16 protein-coding genes are annotated in these 16,434 nt (G+C 40.8%); 6 read left to right on the top strand and 10 right to left on the bottom strand.

The window, feature by feature from the left end:
* The first annotated feature begins 215 nt into the window (after positions 1 to 215).
* The 3 genes from phoP (at position 216) to JI723_RS08955 (ending at position 3,562) form a co-directional block, all read left to right on the top strand.
* A complete protein-coding gene (phoP, locus tag JI723_RS08965; protein WP_070927091.1) occupies positions 216 to 890 on the top strand; it encodes a two-component system response regulator PhoP in 675 nt (224 codons plus the stop codon).
* A gap of 2 nt (positions 891 to 892) precedes the next feature.
* On the top strand, positions 893 to 2,350 hold the full coding sequence (gene phoQ / locus JI723_RS08960; RefSeq protein ID WP_272580039.1) for a two-component system sensor histidine kinase PhoQ: 1,458 nt from the start codon (positions 893 to 895) through the stop codon (positions 2,348 to 2,350).
* A gap of 87 nt (positions 2,351 to 2,437) precedes the next feature.
* The gene (locus tag JI723_RS08955) at positions 2,438 to 3,562 is read left to right on the top strand and encodes a ribosomal protein uL16 3-hydroxylase (RefSeq protein WP_140178383.1); all 1,125 of its coding nucleotides are present in this window, start codon (positions 2,438 to 2,440) and stop codon (positions 3,560 to 3,562) included.
* 179 nt (positions 3,563 to 3,741) lie between these two features.
* Here JI723_RS08955 and pepT read toward each other — a convergent pair whose 3' ends face one another.
* The 6 genes from pepT to ssuE form a co-directional block, all read right to left on the bottom strand.
* On the bottom strand, positions 3,742 to 4,980 hold the full coding sequence (gene pepT, locus JI723_RS08950; protein ID WP_272580038.1) for a peptidase T: 1,239 nt from the start codon (positions 4,978 to 4,980) through the stop codon (positions 3,742 to 3,744).
* Between the two features lie 152 nt (positions 4,981 to 5,132).
* Positions 5,133 to 6,059, bottom strand: coding sequence for a sulfonate ABC transporter substrate-binding protein (locus JI723_RS08945; RefSeq protein ID WP_272580114.1), 927 nt, complete (start codon positions 6,057 to 6,059; stop codon positions 5,133 to 5,135).
* Positions 6,060 to 6,212: 153 nt separating this feature from the next.
* Positions 6,213 to 7,379 carry an FMNH2-dependent alkanesulfonate monooxygenase gene (gene ssuD / locus JI723_RS08940; RefSeq protein ID WP_319066493.1) on the bottom strand — a complete coding sequence of 389 codons (1,167 nt, stop codon included), beginning with the start codon at positions 7,377 to 7,379 and terminating at the stop codon, positions 6,213 to 6,215.
* Positions 7,380 to 7,391: 12 nt separating this feature from the next.
* Entirely contained in the window at positions 7,392 to 8,162 is a 771-nt protein-coding gene (locus JI723_RS08935; protein WP_337979963.1) for an ATP-binding cassette domain-containing protein, read from the bottom strand.
* Positions 8,156 to 8,938: an aliphatic sulfonate ABC transporter permease SsuC gene (gene ssuC / locus JI723_RS08930; protein ID WP_319066497.1), complete on the bottom strand. Its 783-nt coding sequence runs from the start codon at positions 8,936 to 8,938 to the stop codon at positions 8,156 to 8,158. Before ssuC ends, JI723_RS08935 begins: the two co-directional genes overlap by 7 nt.
* Positions 8,939 to 8,940: 2 nt before the next feature.
* Entirely contained in the window at positions 8,941 to 9,537 is a 597-nt protein-coding gene (gene ssuE, locus JI723_RS08925) for an NADPH-dependent FMN reductase (protein ID WP_319066499.1), read from the bottom strand.
* A gap of 447 nt (positions 9,538 to 9,984) precedes the next feature.
* Between ssuE and JI723_RS08920 the strand changes: the two genes are divergently transcribed.
* Positions 9,985 to 10,695 (top strand): SDR family NAD(P)-dependent oxidoreductase, encoded by a 711-nt coding sequence (locus JI723_RS08920; RefSeq protein WP_272580035.1) that lies wholly within the window; start codon positions 9,985 to 9,987, stop codon positions 10,693 to 10,695.
* 69 nt (positions 10,696 to 10,764) lie between these two features.
* On the opposite strand, the gene cobB is transcribed toward JI723_RS08920, so the two are convergent.
* A complete protein-coding gene (gene cobB, locus JI723_RS08915) occupies positions 10,765 to 11,598 on the bottom strand; it encodes a Sir2 family NAD+-dependent deacetylase (protein ID WP_140186042.1) in 834 nt (277 codons plus the stop codon).
* Positions 11,599 to 11,954: 356 nt separating this feature from the next.
* Here cobB and JI723_RS08910 point away from each other — a divergent pair, with 356 nt between their 5' ends.
* The gene (locus tag JI723_RS08910) at positions 11,955 to 12,452 is read left to right on the top strand and encodes a TIGR00645 family protein (protein WP_070927107.1); all 498 of its coding nucleotides are present in this window, start codon (positions 11,955 to 11,957) and stop codon (positions 12,450 to 12,452) included.
* Positions 12,453 to 12,668: 216 nt separating this feature from the next.
* Entirely contained in the window at positions 12,669 to 13,223 is a 555-nt protein-coding gene (locus JI723_RS08905; RefSeq protein ID WP_272580034.1) for a class IV adenylate cyclase, read from the top strand.
* Positions 13,224 to 13,267: 44 nt separating this feature from the next.
* Here the strand turns inward: JI723_RS08905 and lolE are convergent, their stop codons facing one another.
* Genes lolE through lolC form a run of 3 tightly spaced genes read right to left on the bottom strand, consistent with a single transcriptional unit; the run spans position 13,268 to position 16,411 of the window.
* Complete coding sequence (lolE, locus tag JI723_RS08900) at positions 13,268 to 14,515, bottom strand: lipoprotein-releasing ABC transporter permease subunit LolE (protein ID WP_070927109.1); 1,248 nt, start codon at positions 14,513 to 14,515, stop codon at positions 13,268 to 13,270.
* Positions 14,515 to 15,216, bottom strand: coding sequence for a lipoprotein-releasing ABC transporter ATP-binding protein LolD (gene lolD, locus JI723_RS08895; RefSeq protein WP_070927110.1), 702 nt, complete (start codon positions 15,214 to 15,216; stop codon positions 14,515 to 14,517). The genes lolE and lolD overlap by 1 nt, the downstream gene beginning before the upstream one ends.
* Entirely contained in the window at positions 15,209 to 16,411 is a 1,203-nt protein-coding gene (lolC, locus tag JI723_RS08890; RefSeq protein WP_070927112.1) for a lipoprotein-releasing ABC transporter permease subunit LolC, read from the bottom strand. Before lolC ends, lolD begins: the two co-directional genes overlap by 8 nt.
* Between the last annotated feature and the right edge of the window lie 23 nt (positions 16,412 to 16,434).

The raw sequence follows: 16,434 nt of genomic DNA, 5'->3' as shown, positions 1-16,434 counted from the left end.
AGCACACTTAAACCAAGGTGTGCTGCAATTTGACGTATCGCAGGTAGACAATTTCTACCGGCCACCTTCTCTTTTAGCGTATCTATTTTTCTTTTGTTTGCCCTAGGTTTACTTAATCTCTTGTTATGAAGCACTTATCTTTTTACCATAGTGGTACCTAATGCGACTGCTCTACAATTATAGGGTGATCTTTTCTTCTTAATGTGAGGTTTTAGATGCGTATTCTTATCGTTGAAGACAATGCCCTGCTGCGTCACCATTTAACTGTCCAGCTTAAAGAACTGGGTCATCAAGTGGATTCAGCTGAAGATGCTAAAGAAGCTGATTACTTTCTACGTGAAAGCTGCCCTGATATTGCAATGGTTGATCTTGGTTTGCCTGATGAAGATGGTTTATCGATGATCCAGCGCTGGCGTAGTGCTCAAGTGAATATCCCTATTTTAGTGTTGACTGCACGTGAAAGCTGGCAAGAAAAAGTTCAAGTCCTTAATAGCGGCGCTGATGATTATGTGACAAAGCCATTCCACCTTGAAGAGTTAGTTGCTCGTATGCAAGCCTTAATGCGTAGAAATAGCGGACTGGCTTCTCAGGTACTCGAACTTGATGGCTTTGTCATTGACCTATCAAGGAAAGAATTTACTGTCAATGGTGAACCCGTCAAACTCACTGCGTTTGAATATACCATCGTAGAAACCTTGCTACGGAATAATAGCAAAGTGGTGAGTAAAGACTCGTTAATGCGCCAGCTGTACCCTGACGCTGAATTACGTGAAAGTCACACTATTGATGTCTTAATGGGGCGTTTACGCAAAAAAATACAGCAGTTTCACGCTAAAGATGTCATAGTTACGGTTCGTGGACAAGGTTATCGTTTTGATGTGAACGGCTAATTATGTGGCTAAAAAAATTTAAGTTTAAGCCTTTATCACTGAGGGCGCGCTTCTTGTGTGCCACCTCAGCGGTGATCCTAGCTTTAACGTTATCTTATGGTATCGTTGCAATATTAGGTTATTTAATTAGTTTCGATAAAACGACTTATACGCTCCTGCGTAGCCAGAGCAACCTTATCTACAGCCTAGCTCAATGGCAAAATGATAAAATTGCTATTCGTGTGCCCCCTAATTTCACACTCAATAATCCTTCTTTAATCATTATTTATAATGAAAATGGCCAAGTTCTCTGGCGACAACGTGAAGTCCCTGCGGTTGAAAACCTGATCCGCCGCGATTGGCTAAAAAAAGAAGGGTTATACGAAATTGATACTGATATCGGCGAAACGCGTCAATTATTGCAGGACAATCCTGAGTTCAATAGCAAGCTAGATGATATGAATAATGATGATGAGCCACTAACGCACTCAGTATCAGTCAATCAATATGAACGTTCAGAAAACCTTCCTCCACTCACTATCGTGGTCGTGGATACGCTACCACAAGATCTGCAAAAAACCGGTTTAGTTTGGGAATGGTTTGGTTATGTGTTACTTGCAAACCTAATATTAGTGATCCCTTTGCTCTGGCTCGCTGCTTATTGGAGTTTGAGGCCGATTAAATCGCTAGTTTCGCAAATCAGTAGCCTTGAGAAAGGCGAACGTGAGATGATGGATGAAAACCCCCCTTATGAATTACGAGGGTTAGTTCGCAATTTAAATAATTTGCTCACTAATGAACGTAAGCGCTATAGTAAATATCGCACCACACTTTCTGACTTAACGCACAGTTTAAAAACCCCACTCGCTGTCCTACAGTCAACGCTACGTTCTCTTCGTACAGGCAAACAAATGACGATTGAGCAAGCCGAGCCTATCATGCTTGAGCAGATAGGTCGTATTTCTCAGCAGGTTGGCTATTATTTGCATCGGGCTTCCGCTCAAGGTGACAAAAACCTGATGCTACGTGAAATTTCGTCAGTTCCCTCTTTGTTAGATAGCCTAGCCAGTGCACTACATAAAGTGTATCAGCACAAAGGGGTTTCTATTACCGTTGATATCTCACCTGAAGTCACTTGGCTAGGCCAGCCCAATGATTTTATGGAAGTAATGGGCAATATTATGGAAAATGCCTGTAAATATTGCCTTGAGTTTGTTGAAGTCAAAGCTATTGTGGGTAACGATAGCCTAACGATCACCGTGGATGATGATGGCCCCGGCGTCCCCGAAAATCAGCGTAATCTTATATTTGTCCGAGGGCAACGTGTCGATACATTGAGGCCAGGGCAAGGCCTTGGATTATCTATTGCAGTAGAAATTATTGACCAATACGACGGAGAGATCAATATCAGTGATAGCTCACTCGGAGGTGCTAAAGTTGAGGTCATTTTCCGTAGGCAAAGCATTCATCAAGACAGTTAATCTGTGATCATAAGTCTGGTTTATCGCCTGCTCTAGCCTGAAATTCAGGTATACTATGTCAATAATATAACAACTCAGGACAATAAGATGGACTATAAACTGAATCTTGACTGGCAGAGTTTTCTGGACAGTCATTGGCAGAAACGCCCTTTACTCATCAAAAATGGTTTTACACGTTTTATTGATCCTATCTCGCCGGATGAACTTGCGGGACTGGCAATGGAAGATGAAGTCGATAGCCGCCTTGTCAGCCATAAAGACGGCTTATGGCAAGTAGCGCATGGCCCATTCGAAAGCTACGACCACTTAGGAGAAGAAAACTGGTCTGTGTTGGTACAGGCTGTTGACCATTGGCATCATCCAAGTGCTGCATTAATGAAACCTTTTCGAGTGTTATCTGACTGGCGAATGGATGACTTAATGATCTCCTATTCGGTACCGGGCGGTGGTGTAGGTCCTCATTTAGACCAATATGACGTCTTTATTATTCAAGGTGAAGGCCGTCGTCGTTGGCGTGTTGGTGAAAAAGTCCCGATGAAGCAACATTGCCCTCATCCTGATCTGCTTCAAGTTCAACCTTTTGATGCGATTATTGATGAAGAAATGGAGCCCGGCGATATTCTTTATATTCCACCGGGGTTCCCACACGAAGGTTATGCGATTGAGCCATCACTCAACTACTCAGTTGGCTTCCGTGCGCCTAATACCCGCGAGTTAATGAGCAGCTTTGCTGATTATCTGATTTCAAATGATCTTGGTAGCTATCGTTATAGTGATCCTGACTTATCATTTAGAGACAATCCAGCTGAAATATTGCAAGGCGAACAAATAAAATTGCGTGAGATGATGGAGTCTCTGATCAGTGATCCTGAATTGTTCCGCAAATGGTTTGGCGAATTTATCTCACAATCACGTCATGAGTTAGACTTAGCTCCTCCTGAGCCACCTTATGAACAAGATGAAGTGTATAACTTACTCAAAGAACAGCAAGAAACACTGTACAAACTCAATGGGTTAAGAGCACTGCGTGTTGGTGATCAATTTTTTATCAATGGTGAATGTTTAGAAACCATCTGCTATGAAGCTGCTGATAGCTTATGCCGTTATGATTCAGTGGATGCTCAACGATTAGGTGATGCTATTGATGATGTCAACTTTATTGCGTTAATCACGGCATTGATTAATAGTGGTTATTGGTATTTTGACGATTAGTTGATCAGTTTATCCTCTAAATAATTTAAGATGCTGCTAAGCGACAACTAAATGAGTCGCTTAGCAGCATAGAAAGGCTGCAACTGGCTCAAATGAGGCAACGGCTCATTACCTCAGCCCCTGCAACTTGCAATATAACGAATAGCTCCCTCGCTTATTGTTTTATCCTCTAAGGATAATCACTCATTATTTTTTGCATTTTCTGCTGTTAACTCAGCAATACGCATGATCACACTAACCGCCTGTTCCATTCCCTCTAATGTTATAAACTCATGTTTACTATGAAAATTATAACCACCAGTGAAAATATTTGGGCACGGTAATCCACGGTAAGATAATTGTGCACCATCTGTACCACCACGTATTGGTTTAACGATGGGTTCAATACCACACTCTTTCATTGCCTGATGAGCGATTTTAATCACATGTGGGTGCTTCATCACCTCTTTATGCATATTGTAATAAGTATCATCAATTGTCAGTTCGATATAACAACTAGGGTGTAAGCCTTGTCCTACTTTTTCTGCAATACGAATGATATTTTTCTTACGAGCCTCAAACCGTTGGCTGTCGAAATCGCGAATAATGTAATTCATTTCCGCTTTTTCCACTGTACCTTTCATGGAATTAAGATGATAAAAGCCTTCGTAGCCGTCAGTGTGCTCAGGTGTTTCATCTTTAGGTAATTCTGCATGAATACGGTTCGCCAACGCTAATGCGTTCACCATCACACCTTTAGCTGTTCCCGGATGCACATTGTTACCCACAATTTTTATGGCCACATTGGCTGCATTGAAGTTTTCGTACTCTAATTCTCCAACACCACCACCATCAACAGTGTATGCCCAACGTGCATCAAATATATTCAAGTCGACATAACGTGCACCCCGCCCGATTTCTTCATCTGGGGTAAAAGCCAGACAAAGTTTACCATGAGGGATTTTGTTAGCTTTTAGACGTACAAATGCAGTAATGATCTCCGCAATACCGGCTTTATCATCAGCACCCAGTAATGTTTTACCATCGGTCATGATCAGTGTTTTACCAATCATTTCATGTAACACGGGAAACATCACTGGTGATAGCACTTCATCACCAATACCTAATGCAATATCACCACCACGATAATTTTCTAAAATTTGAGGGGCAACATTTTTACCTGAAAAATCAGGAGAAGTATCAAGATGAGAAATGAAACCTATCGTTGGTACATCCCAATCAACATTGGAAGGTATACATGCGGTGACACAGCCTTGCTCTGAAAGCGCGACATCATCGAAACCTAATTCCTTCAATTCTTTCACCAAGGCTCTAGCAAACTTCAATTGCCCTGTACTACTTGGTATTACTTTTGCGTTTAGTTTTGATTGTGTATCAAAAGCTGTATAGTCAAAGAACCGTTCTAAGAGTTTGTCCATACATCATCCCCTTAATATTAATGTCCCTATTATGAGAAAGAATGTATGAACAATTGTTGTTTCAAATCAGCTTTGAGGCTAATCACTGAGTATTTTGCGACTTATTAATGCATCAAACTCTCTCAATGCTTGAATTTTCTTTATTAATAAGATTAATTGACCTCAGATACCCATCGTGCTTGTTTAACATCAACGGCGTTAGGAATGAGCCCTATTTTTGTGAATATATCCGCAATTTTTTGTTGTCCTACCAATGTCTCATCATCCATACGCTTAAATCCATACTGTGCACGTTGTAATGCTTTTAACCATATCGCTTTATCTAGACCCGTTGATACCGCTAATATTTCCGCTGTTTCTTGTGGATGCGTATTCGCCCATTCACTTTGCTTGACGAGCTGCTCAATGATGACTTCTGCATACTTAGGGCTTTTTTCAGCGAAATGACGGCTAGCGAGGAAGAATGTGTAATGAGGAACTAAATTTTCACCGTTAACAATTTGGTGTACCGGCAAATTAGTTTCCACTTCTGCCAAAAAAGGATCCCAAATCGCCCATGCATCGACAACCCCTTTTTCAAAGGCTGCTCTCGCATCTGACGGTGGTAAATAAACAGGGGTAATATCCCTATAGTTAAGCCCTGCATGTTGTAATGCAGCCACCAGCAAATAATTCACATCAGAGCCTTTATTTAATGCAACTCGCTTCCCTTTTAAATCATTGATCGATTTTATTGATGAATCATTAGGTACGATTATTGCTTCTGATTTTGGATTAGCAGGGGAATGACCTAAGTAAACAAAATCAGCTTGTGCCGCTTGAGCAAATATTGGTGGCGCATCCCCTGTCGCCGCTAAATCAATACTCCCAACGTTCAATCCTTCCAACATTTGTGGACCAGCAGGAAACTCAATCCAACGAATATTGACATCATGTTTTTTAAATTCGTTTTCTAATGTGCCTCGATATTTTAATAATGCAAAAATATTCGCCTTTTGATAGCCAATATTAATCGTTTTTACTTCCCCAAAAGAAAAACTGGAGTAGATGGAAACCACTAATAATGAGGCAAATAACATTAGTTTTTTCACAATAAAGCTCCTAATAAAATAAGTTAGCTCAAATAGTTTCTAGCCGTCATACTTCAGGCGCAGTTCTTGGACTAAGAAATAAAATGTCATCTTGTGTGCTTATTCATGGGTCATTTAAATGTGCAGCAAATCACTTACTATCTAGCTAGCGCTTACCTGCTTTGGCCTTAAATCATTTGCGATCGTTTCGCCAAATGGCCCAGTATTGAAACCTGATCTCGGCAATGAGACCCCTTTTTGTTCTCCCAATAAAGGCATGACTAACTCTGCAAAACGATGTGCTTCCTCTAAATGTGGGTAGCCCGAAAAAATAAACTTGCTAATGCCTAATGCCTGATATTCTCTGATCCGCTCTGCAACTTGTTCAGGAGAACCCACTAAAGCGGTCCCTGCGCCACCACGAACTAAACCAATACCTGCCCACAAATTAGGCGCAATAAATAAATTATCTTTAGAGCCATTATGAAGTGCTTGCATGCGAGCCTGACCCGCAGAATCCATACGAGCAAAAATGGACTGAGCTTGGGCAATTGTTTCATCATCAAGATGCGAAATCAGTTTATTCGCTGCATCGATCGCTTCTTGTTCGGTTTCACGAACAATGACATGTAAACGAATACCAAACTCCAAGTGATTTCCCCTTTCATCAGCAAGTTGCTGTACGGCTGCAATTTTTTCAGCCACATCAGCAACGGGCTCTCCCCACGTCAAATAGGCATCTATGTGCTTGGCTGCAACCGTTAAAGCAGCAGGAGATGAACCGCCAAAATACAGGGGTGGTCCAAATGGTTGTACTGGCGGAAACAGTAATCCTGCATTTTCAACATGAATATGTTTTCCCTGATAATTTACCTGCTGTTCGCCACGGATCAGGCGTTTGTATACTTCTAAAAATTCCTCTGTGACTTCATAGCGTTCTGAATGTTCGAGGAATATTCCATCACCTTTGTTTTCTGTTGGATCACCACCAGTGACAACATTCACTAATAACCGCCCATCAGATAGCCTATCCAAGGTAGATGCCATTCGAGCAGCAAGTGATGGGGGTTGCAGCCCTGGCCTAACTGCCACTAAAAAGCGTAATTGCTTAGTTACCGAAACTAATGCTGCTGCTATTAACCATGAGTCTTCACAGCTTTTTCCTGTTGGGATCAAAACACCATGAAAACCTAGACTGTCCGCCGCAATAGCAATTTGCTGTAAATAAGGCAATGTTACTGAACGTCCACCTTTTTGCGTCCCTAAATAGCGCCCTTCTCCATGCGTTGGTAAAAACCAAAATAACTGTAAATCTTGCTGTTTTGTCATATAGATTCCTATTTATTCAATAATTACCGGAGCTTGAACGTCATAATGTTCAAATTCAGTGAGTGCATTCAATACTTTCGCTTCGAGCGCGCCCAAACGAGGGTTAGTCAAGGCTCTGGGATACTCTTCATTAACCTGTAAATCGAAATACACCCCGCCATCCTTTAACATCAACACCCGTTCAGAGGTAAATACCGCCTCGTGCACATCATGTGTCACAAGCACAATAGTAAATTGGTGCTGTTGCCATAACTTAATAATCAGTTGCTGCATTTCGATGCGAGTCAATGCATCAAGTGCTCCTAACGGCTCATCGAGTAATAACAAGCGTGGCTGGTGGATCAGGGCTCTTGCTAATGCGACTCGCTGTTTCTGCCCCCCTGATAACGTGGCTGGCCATTCGTTGGCTTTATCAGCTAACCCGACCGCATCCAAAGCCTCTAACGCCTGATTAGTCCACTTTCCTGTTAATCCTAGCCCAACGTTATCAATGACTTTTTTCCATGGCAGTAATCGTGGCTCTTGAAACATCATGCGTGTATTACGGTAAAAATCGCTTAGCGATAGCTTTTCAGCTGTGATTTCCCCTGATGTTGGTAAATCGAGATTAGCAATTAACCGTAATAAGGAACTTTTGCCACAACCACTGTGCCCAACAATGGTGACAAACTGCCCTGAAGGAATAGTCAGGCTAAGTGATTTGAGTACTTCATTTGACCCAAACCGATGAGTGAGACGATTAATATTTACAGTGATCCCTGCATTTACGTCAGTTGTCATGATGCAGTGACCTCTTTTTTCTGCCAAGCGGGATGCCAACGCAGTAGGACAACCTCTAATAAATAAGTTAGCCAATCTGCCGTTTTACCGAGTAAGGCATAGACAATAATGGTGAATACCACGATATCGGTTCTCAGGAACTCGCGCGCATTCATGGCTAAATAACCAATCCCTGCATTTGCAGAAATTGTTTCAGCGACAATCAGTGTCAACCACATCAACCCAAGTGAGAAACGAATACCGACTAATATTGATGGTAATGCACCAGGAAAAATAACGTGATGAAATAGTTGGTACCCACTTAATCCGTAACTTCTCGCCATTTCAATCAAACCGCGATCAAGATGTTTTATGCCATGTAATGTATTTAGATAGATAGGAAAAAAAGTCCCTAATGCAACAAGAAATATTTTTGCTCGCTCATCAATACCAAACCATAAAATAACCAGCGGGATAAGTGCCAAATGTGGAATATTGCGGATCATCTGTATTGAGCTATCTAATAAGGTTTCACCCAAACGCGATAATCCTGTAATCAACCCTAAAATAAGCCCTATTGTTCCGCCTATTATAAAACCTATCGAGGCACGCAAAGTACTGACAGCCATATTTGTCCATAACTCACCACTTTTTATTAATCCCCAACCTGCATGCATTACCTGCAAGGGTTCTGGTAATATCCGATTTGATAGCCAACCTGTACTCACAGAAAATTGCCAAATTACCAGTAAACCGAGTGGTACTAACCAACTCAAAATTATATTACGTTGATAATTCATTTTTATCCTCTCAATTCAATAATCGAGTGTGGCTTAGCTTTTATTGTAAAGTTTTCAACTTGAATTTTATTTTTATACAGTGATTGATAAAAATTATGTAAGTTATTATTTATACGTTCGATAACTTCATTAGAAAATATATATTTCTTATTAATCTCTGAATAGTGAGACTGATTATCACTGATATATATACCACTAATAATTTCCTCTGTTTTTAGCGTCACTAATAAAGGTTTCAGCGCATAATCTAAAGCTAATCGGTGACATTCACTACCACCAGACATAATAGGTAATACGGTTTTATTGGCAAATGCACCTTGTGGCAATAAATCAATCACCGATTTTAATACACCACTGTAAGATGATTGATAAACGGGTGAAGCAATAATAATACCATCTGCTTGTTTAACTCTTTGAATAAATGCTTGTATCTGAGAGTGCTGATATTCTGCTTTCACTAATACATTTGCATCGAATTCACTCACACTCACCCGATAGATTTCCCAATCATATTGACTTAACCATTGCTGTGCATAATCGAGTAAGGCAGATGAACGCGATCGCAACGTTGGGCTACCTGAAATAATCAGAATTTTCATATCAATCTCGCTATAAATAACTAATCATCATTAATATTTAGCGAGTTAGCCAATGAGAAAGAAATAATTATTTGTTATTAGCCAGACACTAATTTGTATAAGAATTTTTTCCTCTATAATAGAACAAAATATAAAACCTTTTAAACCAAAGAGATTAATATTAATCTATAAAGGAAAAACTTTTAATATAGCACTAACATTCATTAAATTTACATTAAAGTAAATACTCTCTATTTTATTAGTCATTTGTTTAATTTATTACTCATTGCTTTTTTAACCATAAATGAGTTTACACTAATGACATTTTATCTGTATTGGTGTGTACAAGTCGGCAACTTAACGTATGAACAGCATGCCACTAAAAATCAACAGGTTATAGCTTCTATTCAGGTATACTGCCGCTTCAATTAATTCAACGTAAAATAATTAAAATAGCAGAGAAAAATAATGGCAAAGAACTTTTTAGTTTATGGCGTTAGTAAAGGGCTCGGTAAGGCTCTGGTAGAAGGCATACCGAGTAAACAAGATACTCTCTATGGGGTATCACGCTCATGCCCTCCATTTGTTAGTGATCGTTTTCACTGGATCCAAACTGATTTGTCCGAAGCAAGCTCCGCAGAAGTGGTTAAACGGAGCTTGCAAGACGTGCCCATCGATTGCTTGATCTACAACGTTGGCATCTGGGAAAAACATGCGTTTAGCGACGAATATCACTTTGAAACGACAACAGATACTGAAATATTGACGATGATCCAAACCAATATCAGTGCTTGTATATTGCATCTAAAAGCGATGCTACCGAATCTGCGTCGAGGAACCAATAGTAAAATCATTTTAATCGGCTCGACGTGGGGGCTAGATAACCATAATGGCCATGAAGTTGCATTTTCTGCCTCTAAATATGCTTTACGCGGTATTGCGCAATCACTTCGAGAGACTTTACGTCAAGATCAAATAGGTATTTCAGTGCTGAACTTAGGTTATTTAGCCACTGAATACCCATTATCTGTGCCTGTAGATGAGGTTATTTCACATACAGAAGGTTCGTTGATCCCACTACAAGATGTATTAAATGCGGTCAAATTTATTTTAAGTACCAGCCATGCAAGCTGTGTCAAAGAGATCACCATGCCCGCAATGCTGGATAAAAATGTGTAATATACTCGTCATACTTCAAGATGCAGGGTTGTTGACTGCATCTCAAATAATTTAGAGTATAACCCACATCTAATGGCTATCACTCGTCATACTCAGCTCGGTAATTAAGTGGTTGATATAATCAACCACGACTTTACTGGCGAGGCCATAGTGTTTTTCATCAAACTCACTTTCTACCTGACTCGGCTCTAAGTTTAATTCAACCGTATGAGCACCGTTGAGTTTCGCCTCATGCACAAAACCTGCCGCAGGATAAACGTGTCCAGAGGTTCCAATCGCAATAAAAATCGTGGCGCCTTCTATCGCCTGATAAATTTGATCCATACCGATTGGCATTTCACCAAACCAAACAATATGTGGTCTTAGCGGCTGAGGAAATTGACAACAATGACAGCGTTCCGTTACTGATAAGTCACCTTTCCATTCCACAACCTGATTAGACCAACTACAGCGTACTTTTAATAGTTCACCATGCATATGAATAATACGCTTACTACCCGCTCGTTCGTGTAAGTTATCTATATTTTGAGTGACAAGTAAGAAATTATCTCCCAACAAGTCTTCTAATTGTGCTAAGGCATAATGTGCAGAGTTAGGCTTAATACTGTCTTGCTGTAGCTGACGACGGCGCTCATTGTAAAAGCTTTGCACTAATTGAGGATCTCGAGCAAACCCCTCTGGTGTTGCAACATCTTCAACACGGTGTTCTTCCCATAAACCATCAGTGGAACGAAATGTTTTGATCCCTGATTCTGCGGAAATTCCAGCTCCTGTTAATACAACCACTTTCACATTTTTCATATTAAACATTCTATTTTCACTGTAAAAAGAACGGTTGCGAAATCTTTGACGGCGTAATGTTTTAATTTTTTTAAATTTCTTTAATCTATGACGAAATCGCAACATCGATACACTTCCTTTATGCCAAAAACCTTTTAAAAATACCTGCTTATACTCCAAACAATTCAAGATGCAGCTAGGCGATAAATGAATAAGTCGCTGAGAGCTGAGATAGCTATGTGACGAGTGCAAATAGATGTCGTCAACAACGCTGCAACCTGAAGTATGATGAATATATAACGCTAATTGGAATGTTAACATAACACAACCAATAACATTAAAATTTGTGAGGAAGTAGACTTAACAAATATTTCACACAACTCCGACAAAAATATACTCTTAATTATCGAAGTTCGAATAAAGACAAGCTAAAATAGCACTAACCCACACTGTCTGATTAATACATCTAAAAGGTTTGTATGGAAAAATTCTTTGAAAGAGCCATGTATGCATCACGTTGGTTACTTGCTCCTATCTATTTTGGCCTTTCTTTAACGTTACTTGCCCTGTCAATCAAGTTCTTCCAAGAGCTTTGGCATGTGCTCCCCAATATTTTTTCGATCCCAGAAGCAGATTTGATACTGATTTTATTGTCACTGATAGATATGGCACTCGTCGGTGGCTTACTCGTCATGGTGATGTTCTCAGGCTATGAAAACTTTGTTTCTCAGCTTAATATCCCCGATAGCAGCGAAAAGTTAGGTTGGTTAGGTAAAATGGATGCAACATCGTTAAAAAATAAAGTTGCAGCGTCTATCGTCGCCATTTCGTCAATCCATCTATTGAAAATATTCATGAATTCACAAAATGTCCCTGACAATAAATTAATGTGGTATGTGATCATTCACTTAACCTTTGTTTTGTCAGCATTTGTGATGGGTTATTTAGATCAATCTATCATGAAAAAAACCAAATAATCATACTCGCTTGGTCGCGAAATTGACGTAACCAAGCGAGGTTAACGCACTTAAACACCTACATTACCCCCTCTTTTAAGCGAAAATGCTCCCTAAATAATTCAAGGTACAATGAGGCCAAAGCGCTAGGAACATTGACGACACTCCGACCGGTGTGGATAAACCTAGCCAACATGCCATAAATAGCCGCTAATTCACTGAGCACTAGGATAAGCCATGAGTAATCATTTCGTTGGCAAATATGAAGCAGAAATCAAATTTAAGTTATTAAACCATCAGCAATTTTTGCAACAGATTATGGCTGATGGTGCAGAAATCTTTACTGAAAATAATACTGAGACAGACTATTTTTTTGATAATCCAAACACCCCTCTAGCTCAGCAAGGTATCAGTATGTCAGTTCGTGAAATGTCGCCATCAGGGATCAAACTCTGGATAGTCAAAGGCCCTGCGACATCTGAGTGTAAAGCCATTGATATTGACGATTGCAATCATGTTAAGAGCATGCTTACCACTTTAGGTTATCAATGTCATCTCACCACAACGAAAACACGCAGTATTTACTTTCTAGGTGAAGCGCATATTACTATTGACCATTTAGCGGATATTGGTTGGTTTGCTGAATTCGCCATCATGACTGATGAAAAATCGCAATTACCTGAATTGAAGCAGCAAATGATGTTGCTCGCCAGACAATATGGTTTTACTGAAACATTAATTGAAAGGCGCAGCTATAAGCAAATCCACCAAGCTCATCAGAATGCAAAATAAAAGAAAGAGGCTGAGTGGGTTTTAGCCGCTCAGCCAATGATAGATTATTGACCGCTTAAAATACGTGCTGGATCTAACTTACTGGCACGACGCGCCGGATACCAGCTAGCAATTAGACTCAATATAACAGTAGTGAGCAGAACATAAACCACATCTAATGGATGTAATTGCGACGGTAGAAAATCAATAAAATAAACATCACCCGATAAAATAGGATGACCAATTACATATTCCAGCCCTTTGATCATGGTGGTTAAATTGAGTGAAACAACCACTCCAAGTACTGCTCCAATTAATGACCCCACCAAACCGCTCAACAAACCATACCAGAGAAAAATCGCACGAATTTGCCGATCTTTTGCGCCCAAAGTACGCAATACCGCAATATCGTTACTTTTATCTTTCACGGCCATCACTAATGTCGAAACAATATTAAAACAAGCGACACCGATGACGAGGATCATGGCGAGATACATGATACTGCGAACCATTTGAATATCGCTATACATGTAGCCATAATCACCAATCCAACTTTTCACGACCACATGATGCATCGTTTTCAGGCCTGCATCATACACCACCTTATCGGCTTCAAAGGGATTATCGGCTTTGATTTCAAATCCTGTAATGCCATCACCATAATCTAAATATTGCTGTGCATCGGCAAGTGGGATCAGCGCCAATTGATGATCTAATAAGCCACTTAGGCGGAAAATACCCGTTACTTGAACACGGATCCGCTTGGGTTGCTGTATTTTCATACTCGGGTCGGTATTTGGGATCATGATAGTAACCCAATCCCCCACTTTCACATTTAATGAATTTGCGACCCCTTGGCCTAAGATAATTGATTGTTTACCTGCTTTAAAATCCTTCCATGCATCATCAAGCACAAATTTAGGTAATGCACTCACATCCGATTCGGTTTCAGGAGAAACCCCCATCACTTGAATCGCTTTAAGATTTGCACCACGCTCCAGTAAGCCAGTAAAACCAACATAAGGGCTAACAGCTTTCACCCCAGGGGTATTACTAATCACCTTCTCTGCATACTGCCAGTCTTGATAAGGTGCTTTCACTGCATATATTTGCCCATGAGGAACCACTGATAACACGCGGTTTTCTAGCTCACGTTCAAAACCATTCATTGCACTTAAGCCGATAATCAATACCGCAACACCCAGTACAATACCCAATGTCGATACGATAGAAACCAGTGAAACCATACCTGTACGGCGGCGTCCTCGGCTAAAACGTATCGCGGTCAGTAGAGTTAAAGGCAATCCTGACATTACACTGCCCCTAGTGTGATATCTGACTGTAAGTGGCCATCTCGCATTTCAAGTTGCCGTGACAAGCGATGCGCTAATTTCATGTCATGAGTGACCACAAGAAATGCCGTGCCTTGGGTCTTATTCAATTCGCCTAACAACTCAAAAATGGCATCTGCATTGCGCAAATCAAGGTTACCTGTTGGTTCATCAGCCATTACCAACGCAGGTTCATTCACCAGTGCACGTGCAATCGCCACACGCTGACGTTCACCACCAGAAAGTTCTGAAGGACGATGACCTGAACGATGTGCTAGCCCAACCGCATCCAACATTTTAGTTGCTCGATTAAATGCATCCGTTTTATTGATACCACCAATCAGCAATGGCATAGCGACATTTTCCAGAGCGGTAAAATCAGGCAGCAAATGGTGAAATTGATAAATAAAACCGAGATCTTTATTACGAATAGCGGCACGCTGATCAGATGATAAACGGTTAATATGTTGACCACGGAAGATCACTTCGCCCTCAGAAGGGGTATCAAGCCCTCCTAACAAATGAAGTAAAGTACTTTTGCCGGAGCCTGAACTTCCGACAATGGCCATCATTTCACCTTCATTAATCGAAAAGCAGACATCGTTTAACACTTGCGTCGATAACGCCCCTTCTTGATAGACCTTACTCAAATGTTCACAGACAAGAAGTGGTTGTTTATTCATAACGTAATGCCTCAGCAGGTTGCACAGCCGCAGCACGCCAAGAAGGATACAGCGTTGCCAGCAGCGAAATTAGCATTGCGGATATCGCAATAATCAAAATACCTGAAAAATCAAGTTGAATAGGCAATTGAACCCCTTTTGGTAATAATCCGAATAGCGGCATCAAAAAGTTCAATTGACTGGATAGCAAGATACCGAGCAATGCACCAACCAGTGAGCCAATCACCCCAGCCCCCGCACCTTGGATCATAAAGATCGCTAAAATACGCCCTCGTTTAAGACCTAAAGTCTTTAAAATGGCGACTTCAGCTTGTTTTTCCATAACTAGCAGTGATAACGAAGTGATGATATTAAAAGCGGCAACGGCAATAATCAGACTTAATAATAGCCCCATCATGTTTTTTTCCATTTTAACGGCTTGGAAAAATTCCCCTTTACGCTCACGCCAATCAGTCCACACCAAACCTTCAGGTAATGTTTGTTGGCTTAAAACATCGACTTTCAAAGGTTGATCTAAAAACAACCGCCAGCCAGTGATATCCCCTTGTGGATAGCGCATCATTCTTGCGGCATCATTTTGTGCCACAATCAATTCACTTGAATCCGCTTCACCATTAGTCTGGAACACCCCTGCAACGGTAAATAACCGCTGACTAGGAATGCGTCCCATCGGGGTCAACTGACTAACACCCGGTATGATTAGGCGTACTTCATCACCGCGTTTTAATCCTAAATTTTCAGCGAGTTTTTGGCCTAAAAAAACACGATATTGACCCGCCACCAAATCTGCACGCTGGCCATTAACCAAGTTGTCCAAAAGTGGTGAGCGCTCATCTGAGGTAATACCCACCATCATACCTACGCCAACATTCGAACGGCTTTGCAGCACAACATCTGATTGCACTATTGGGGCGATATGATTAACCCCTTCGAGATGCTGAAGATCTGTAACGGGGTATTTTTTGGGATCGATATGCCCTGACGCCGACGTTAAAACCGCCTGCGGCATATAAGCAAGTATGCTATCTTGTAGCGAACGTTCGAATCCATTCATGACAGAGGTCACAGTGATCAATGCTGCAACCCCTAACGTGATACCTATCGCTGATAAACTGGATACAAAACGGCCGAATTTATCGGCTGCTCGTCCACGCATATAACGTAGACCTATAAATATTGAGACAGATTGAGACATGAAAACTGTAACGCCCCTGTTGC

This window comes from Providencia manganoxydans, assembly GCF_016618195.1.
GTDB classification, from domain to species: domain Bacteria; phylum Pseudomonadota; class Gammaproteobacteria; order Enterobacterales; family Enterobacteriaceae; genus Providencia; species Providencia manganoxydans.
This window is presented reverse-complemented; position numbering and strand designations above follow the sequence as displayed.

What these genes read in the sequence shown, in the direction of transcription:
- ssuE (WP_319066499.1), bottom strand. Translation starts at nt 9,537, where the DNA reads ATGAAAATTCTGATTATTTCAGGTAGCCCAACGTTGCGATCGCGTTCA.
- JI723_RS08955 (WP_140178383.1), top strand. Translation starts at nt 2,438, where the DNA reads ATGGACTATAAACTGAATCTTGACTGGCAGAGTTTTCTGGACAGTCAT.
- ssuC (WP_319066497.1), bottom strand. Translation starts at nt 8,938, where the DNA reads ATGAATTATCAACGTAATATAATTTTGAGTTGGTTAGTACCACTCGGT.
- lolE (WP_070927109.1), bottom strand. Translation starts at nt 14,515, where the DNA reads ATGTCAGGATTGCCTTTAACTCTACTGACCGCGATACGTTTTAGCCGA.
- ssuD (WP_319066493.1), bottom strand. Translation starts at nt 7,379, where the DNA reads ATGACAAAACAGCAAGATTTACAGTTATTTTGGTTTTTACCAACGCAT.
- pepT (WP_272580038.1), bottom strand. Translation starts at nt 4,980, where the DNA reads ATGGACAAACTCTTAGAACGGTTCTTTGACTATACAGCTTTTGATACA.
- JI723_RS08945 (WP_272580114.1), bottom strand. Translation starts at nt 6,059, where the DNA reads ATGTTATTTGCCTCATTATTAGTGGTTTCCATCTACTCCAGTTTTTCT.
- lolC (WP_070927112.1), bottom strand. Translation starts at nt 16,411, where the DNA reads ATGTCTCAATCTGTCTCAATATTTATAGGTCTACGTTATATGCGTGGA.
- JI723_RS08905 (WP_272580034.1), top strand. Translation starts at nt 12,669, where the DNA reads ATGAGTAATCATTTCGTTGGCAAATATGAAGCAGAAATCAAATTTAAG.
- lolD (WP_070927110.1), bottom strand. Translation starts at nt 15,216, where the DNA reads ATGAATAAACAACCACTTCTTGTCTGTGAACATTTGAGTAAGGTCTAT.
- JI723_RS08920 (WP_272580035.1), top strand. Translation starts at nt 9,985, where the DNA reads ATGGCAAAGAACTTTTTAGTTTATGGCGTTAGTAAAGGGCTCGGTAAG.
- phoP (WP_070927091.1), top strand. Translation starts at nt 216, where the DNA reads ATGCGTATTCTTATCGTTGAAGACAATGCCCTGCTGCGTCACCATTTA.
- JI723_RS08910 (WP_070927107.1), top strand. Translation starts at nt 11,955, where the DNA reads ATGGAAAAATTCTTTGAAAGAGCCATGTATGCATCACGTTGGTTACTT.
- phoQ (WP_272580039.1), top strand. Translation starts at nt 893, where the DNA reads ATGTGGCTAAAAAAATTTAAGTTTAAGCCTTTATCACTGAGGGCGCGC.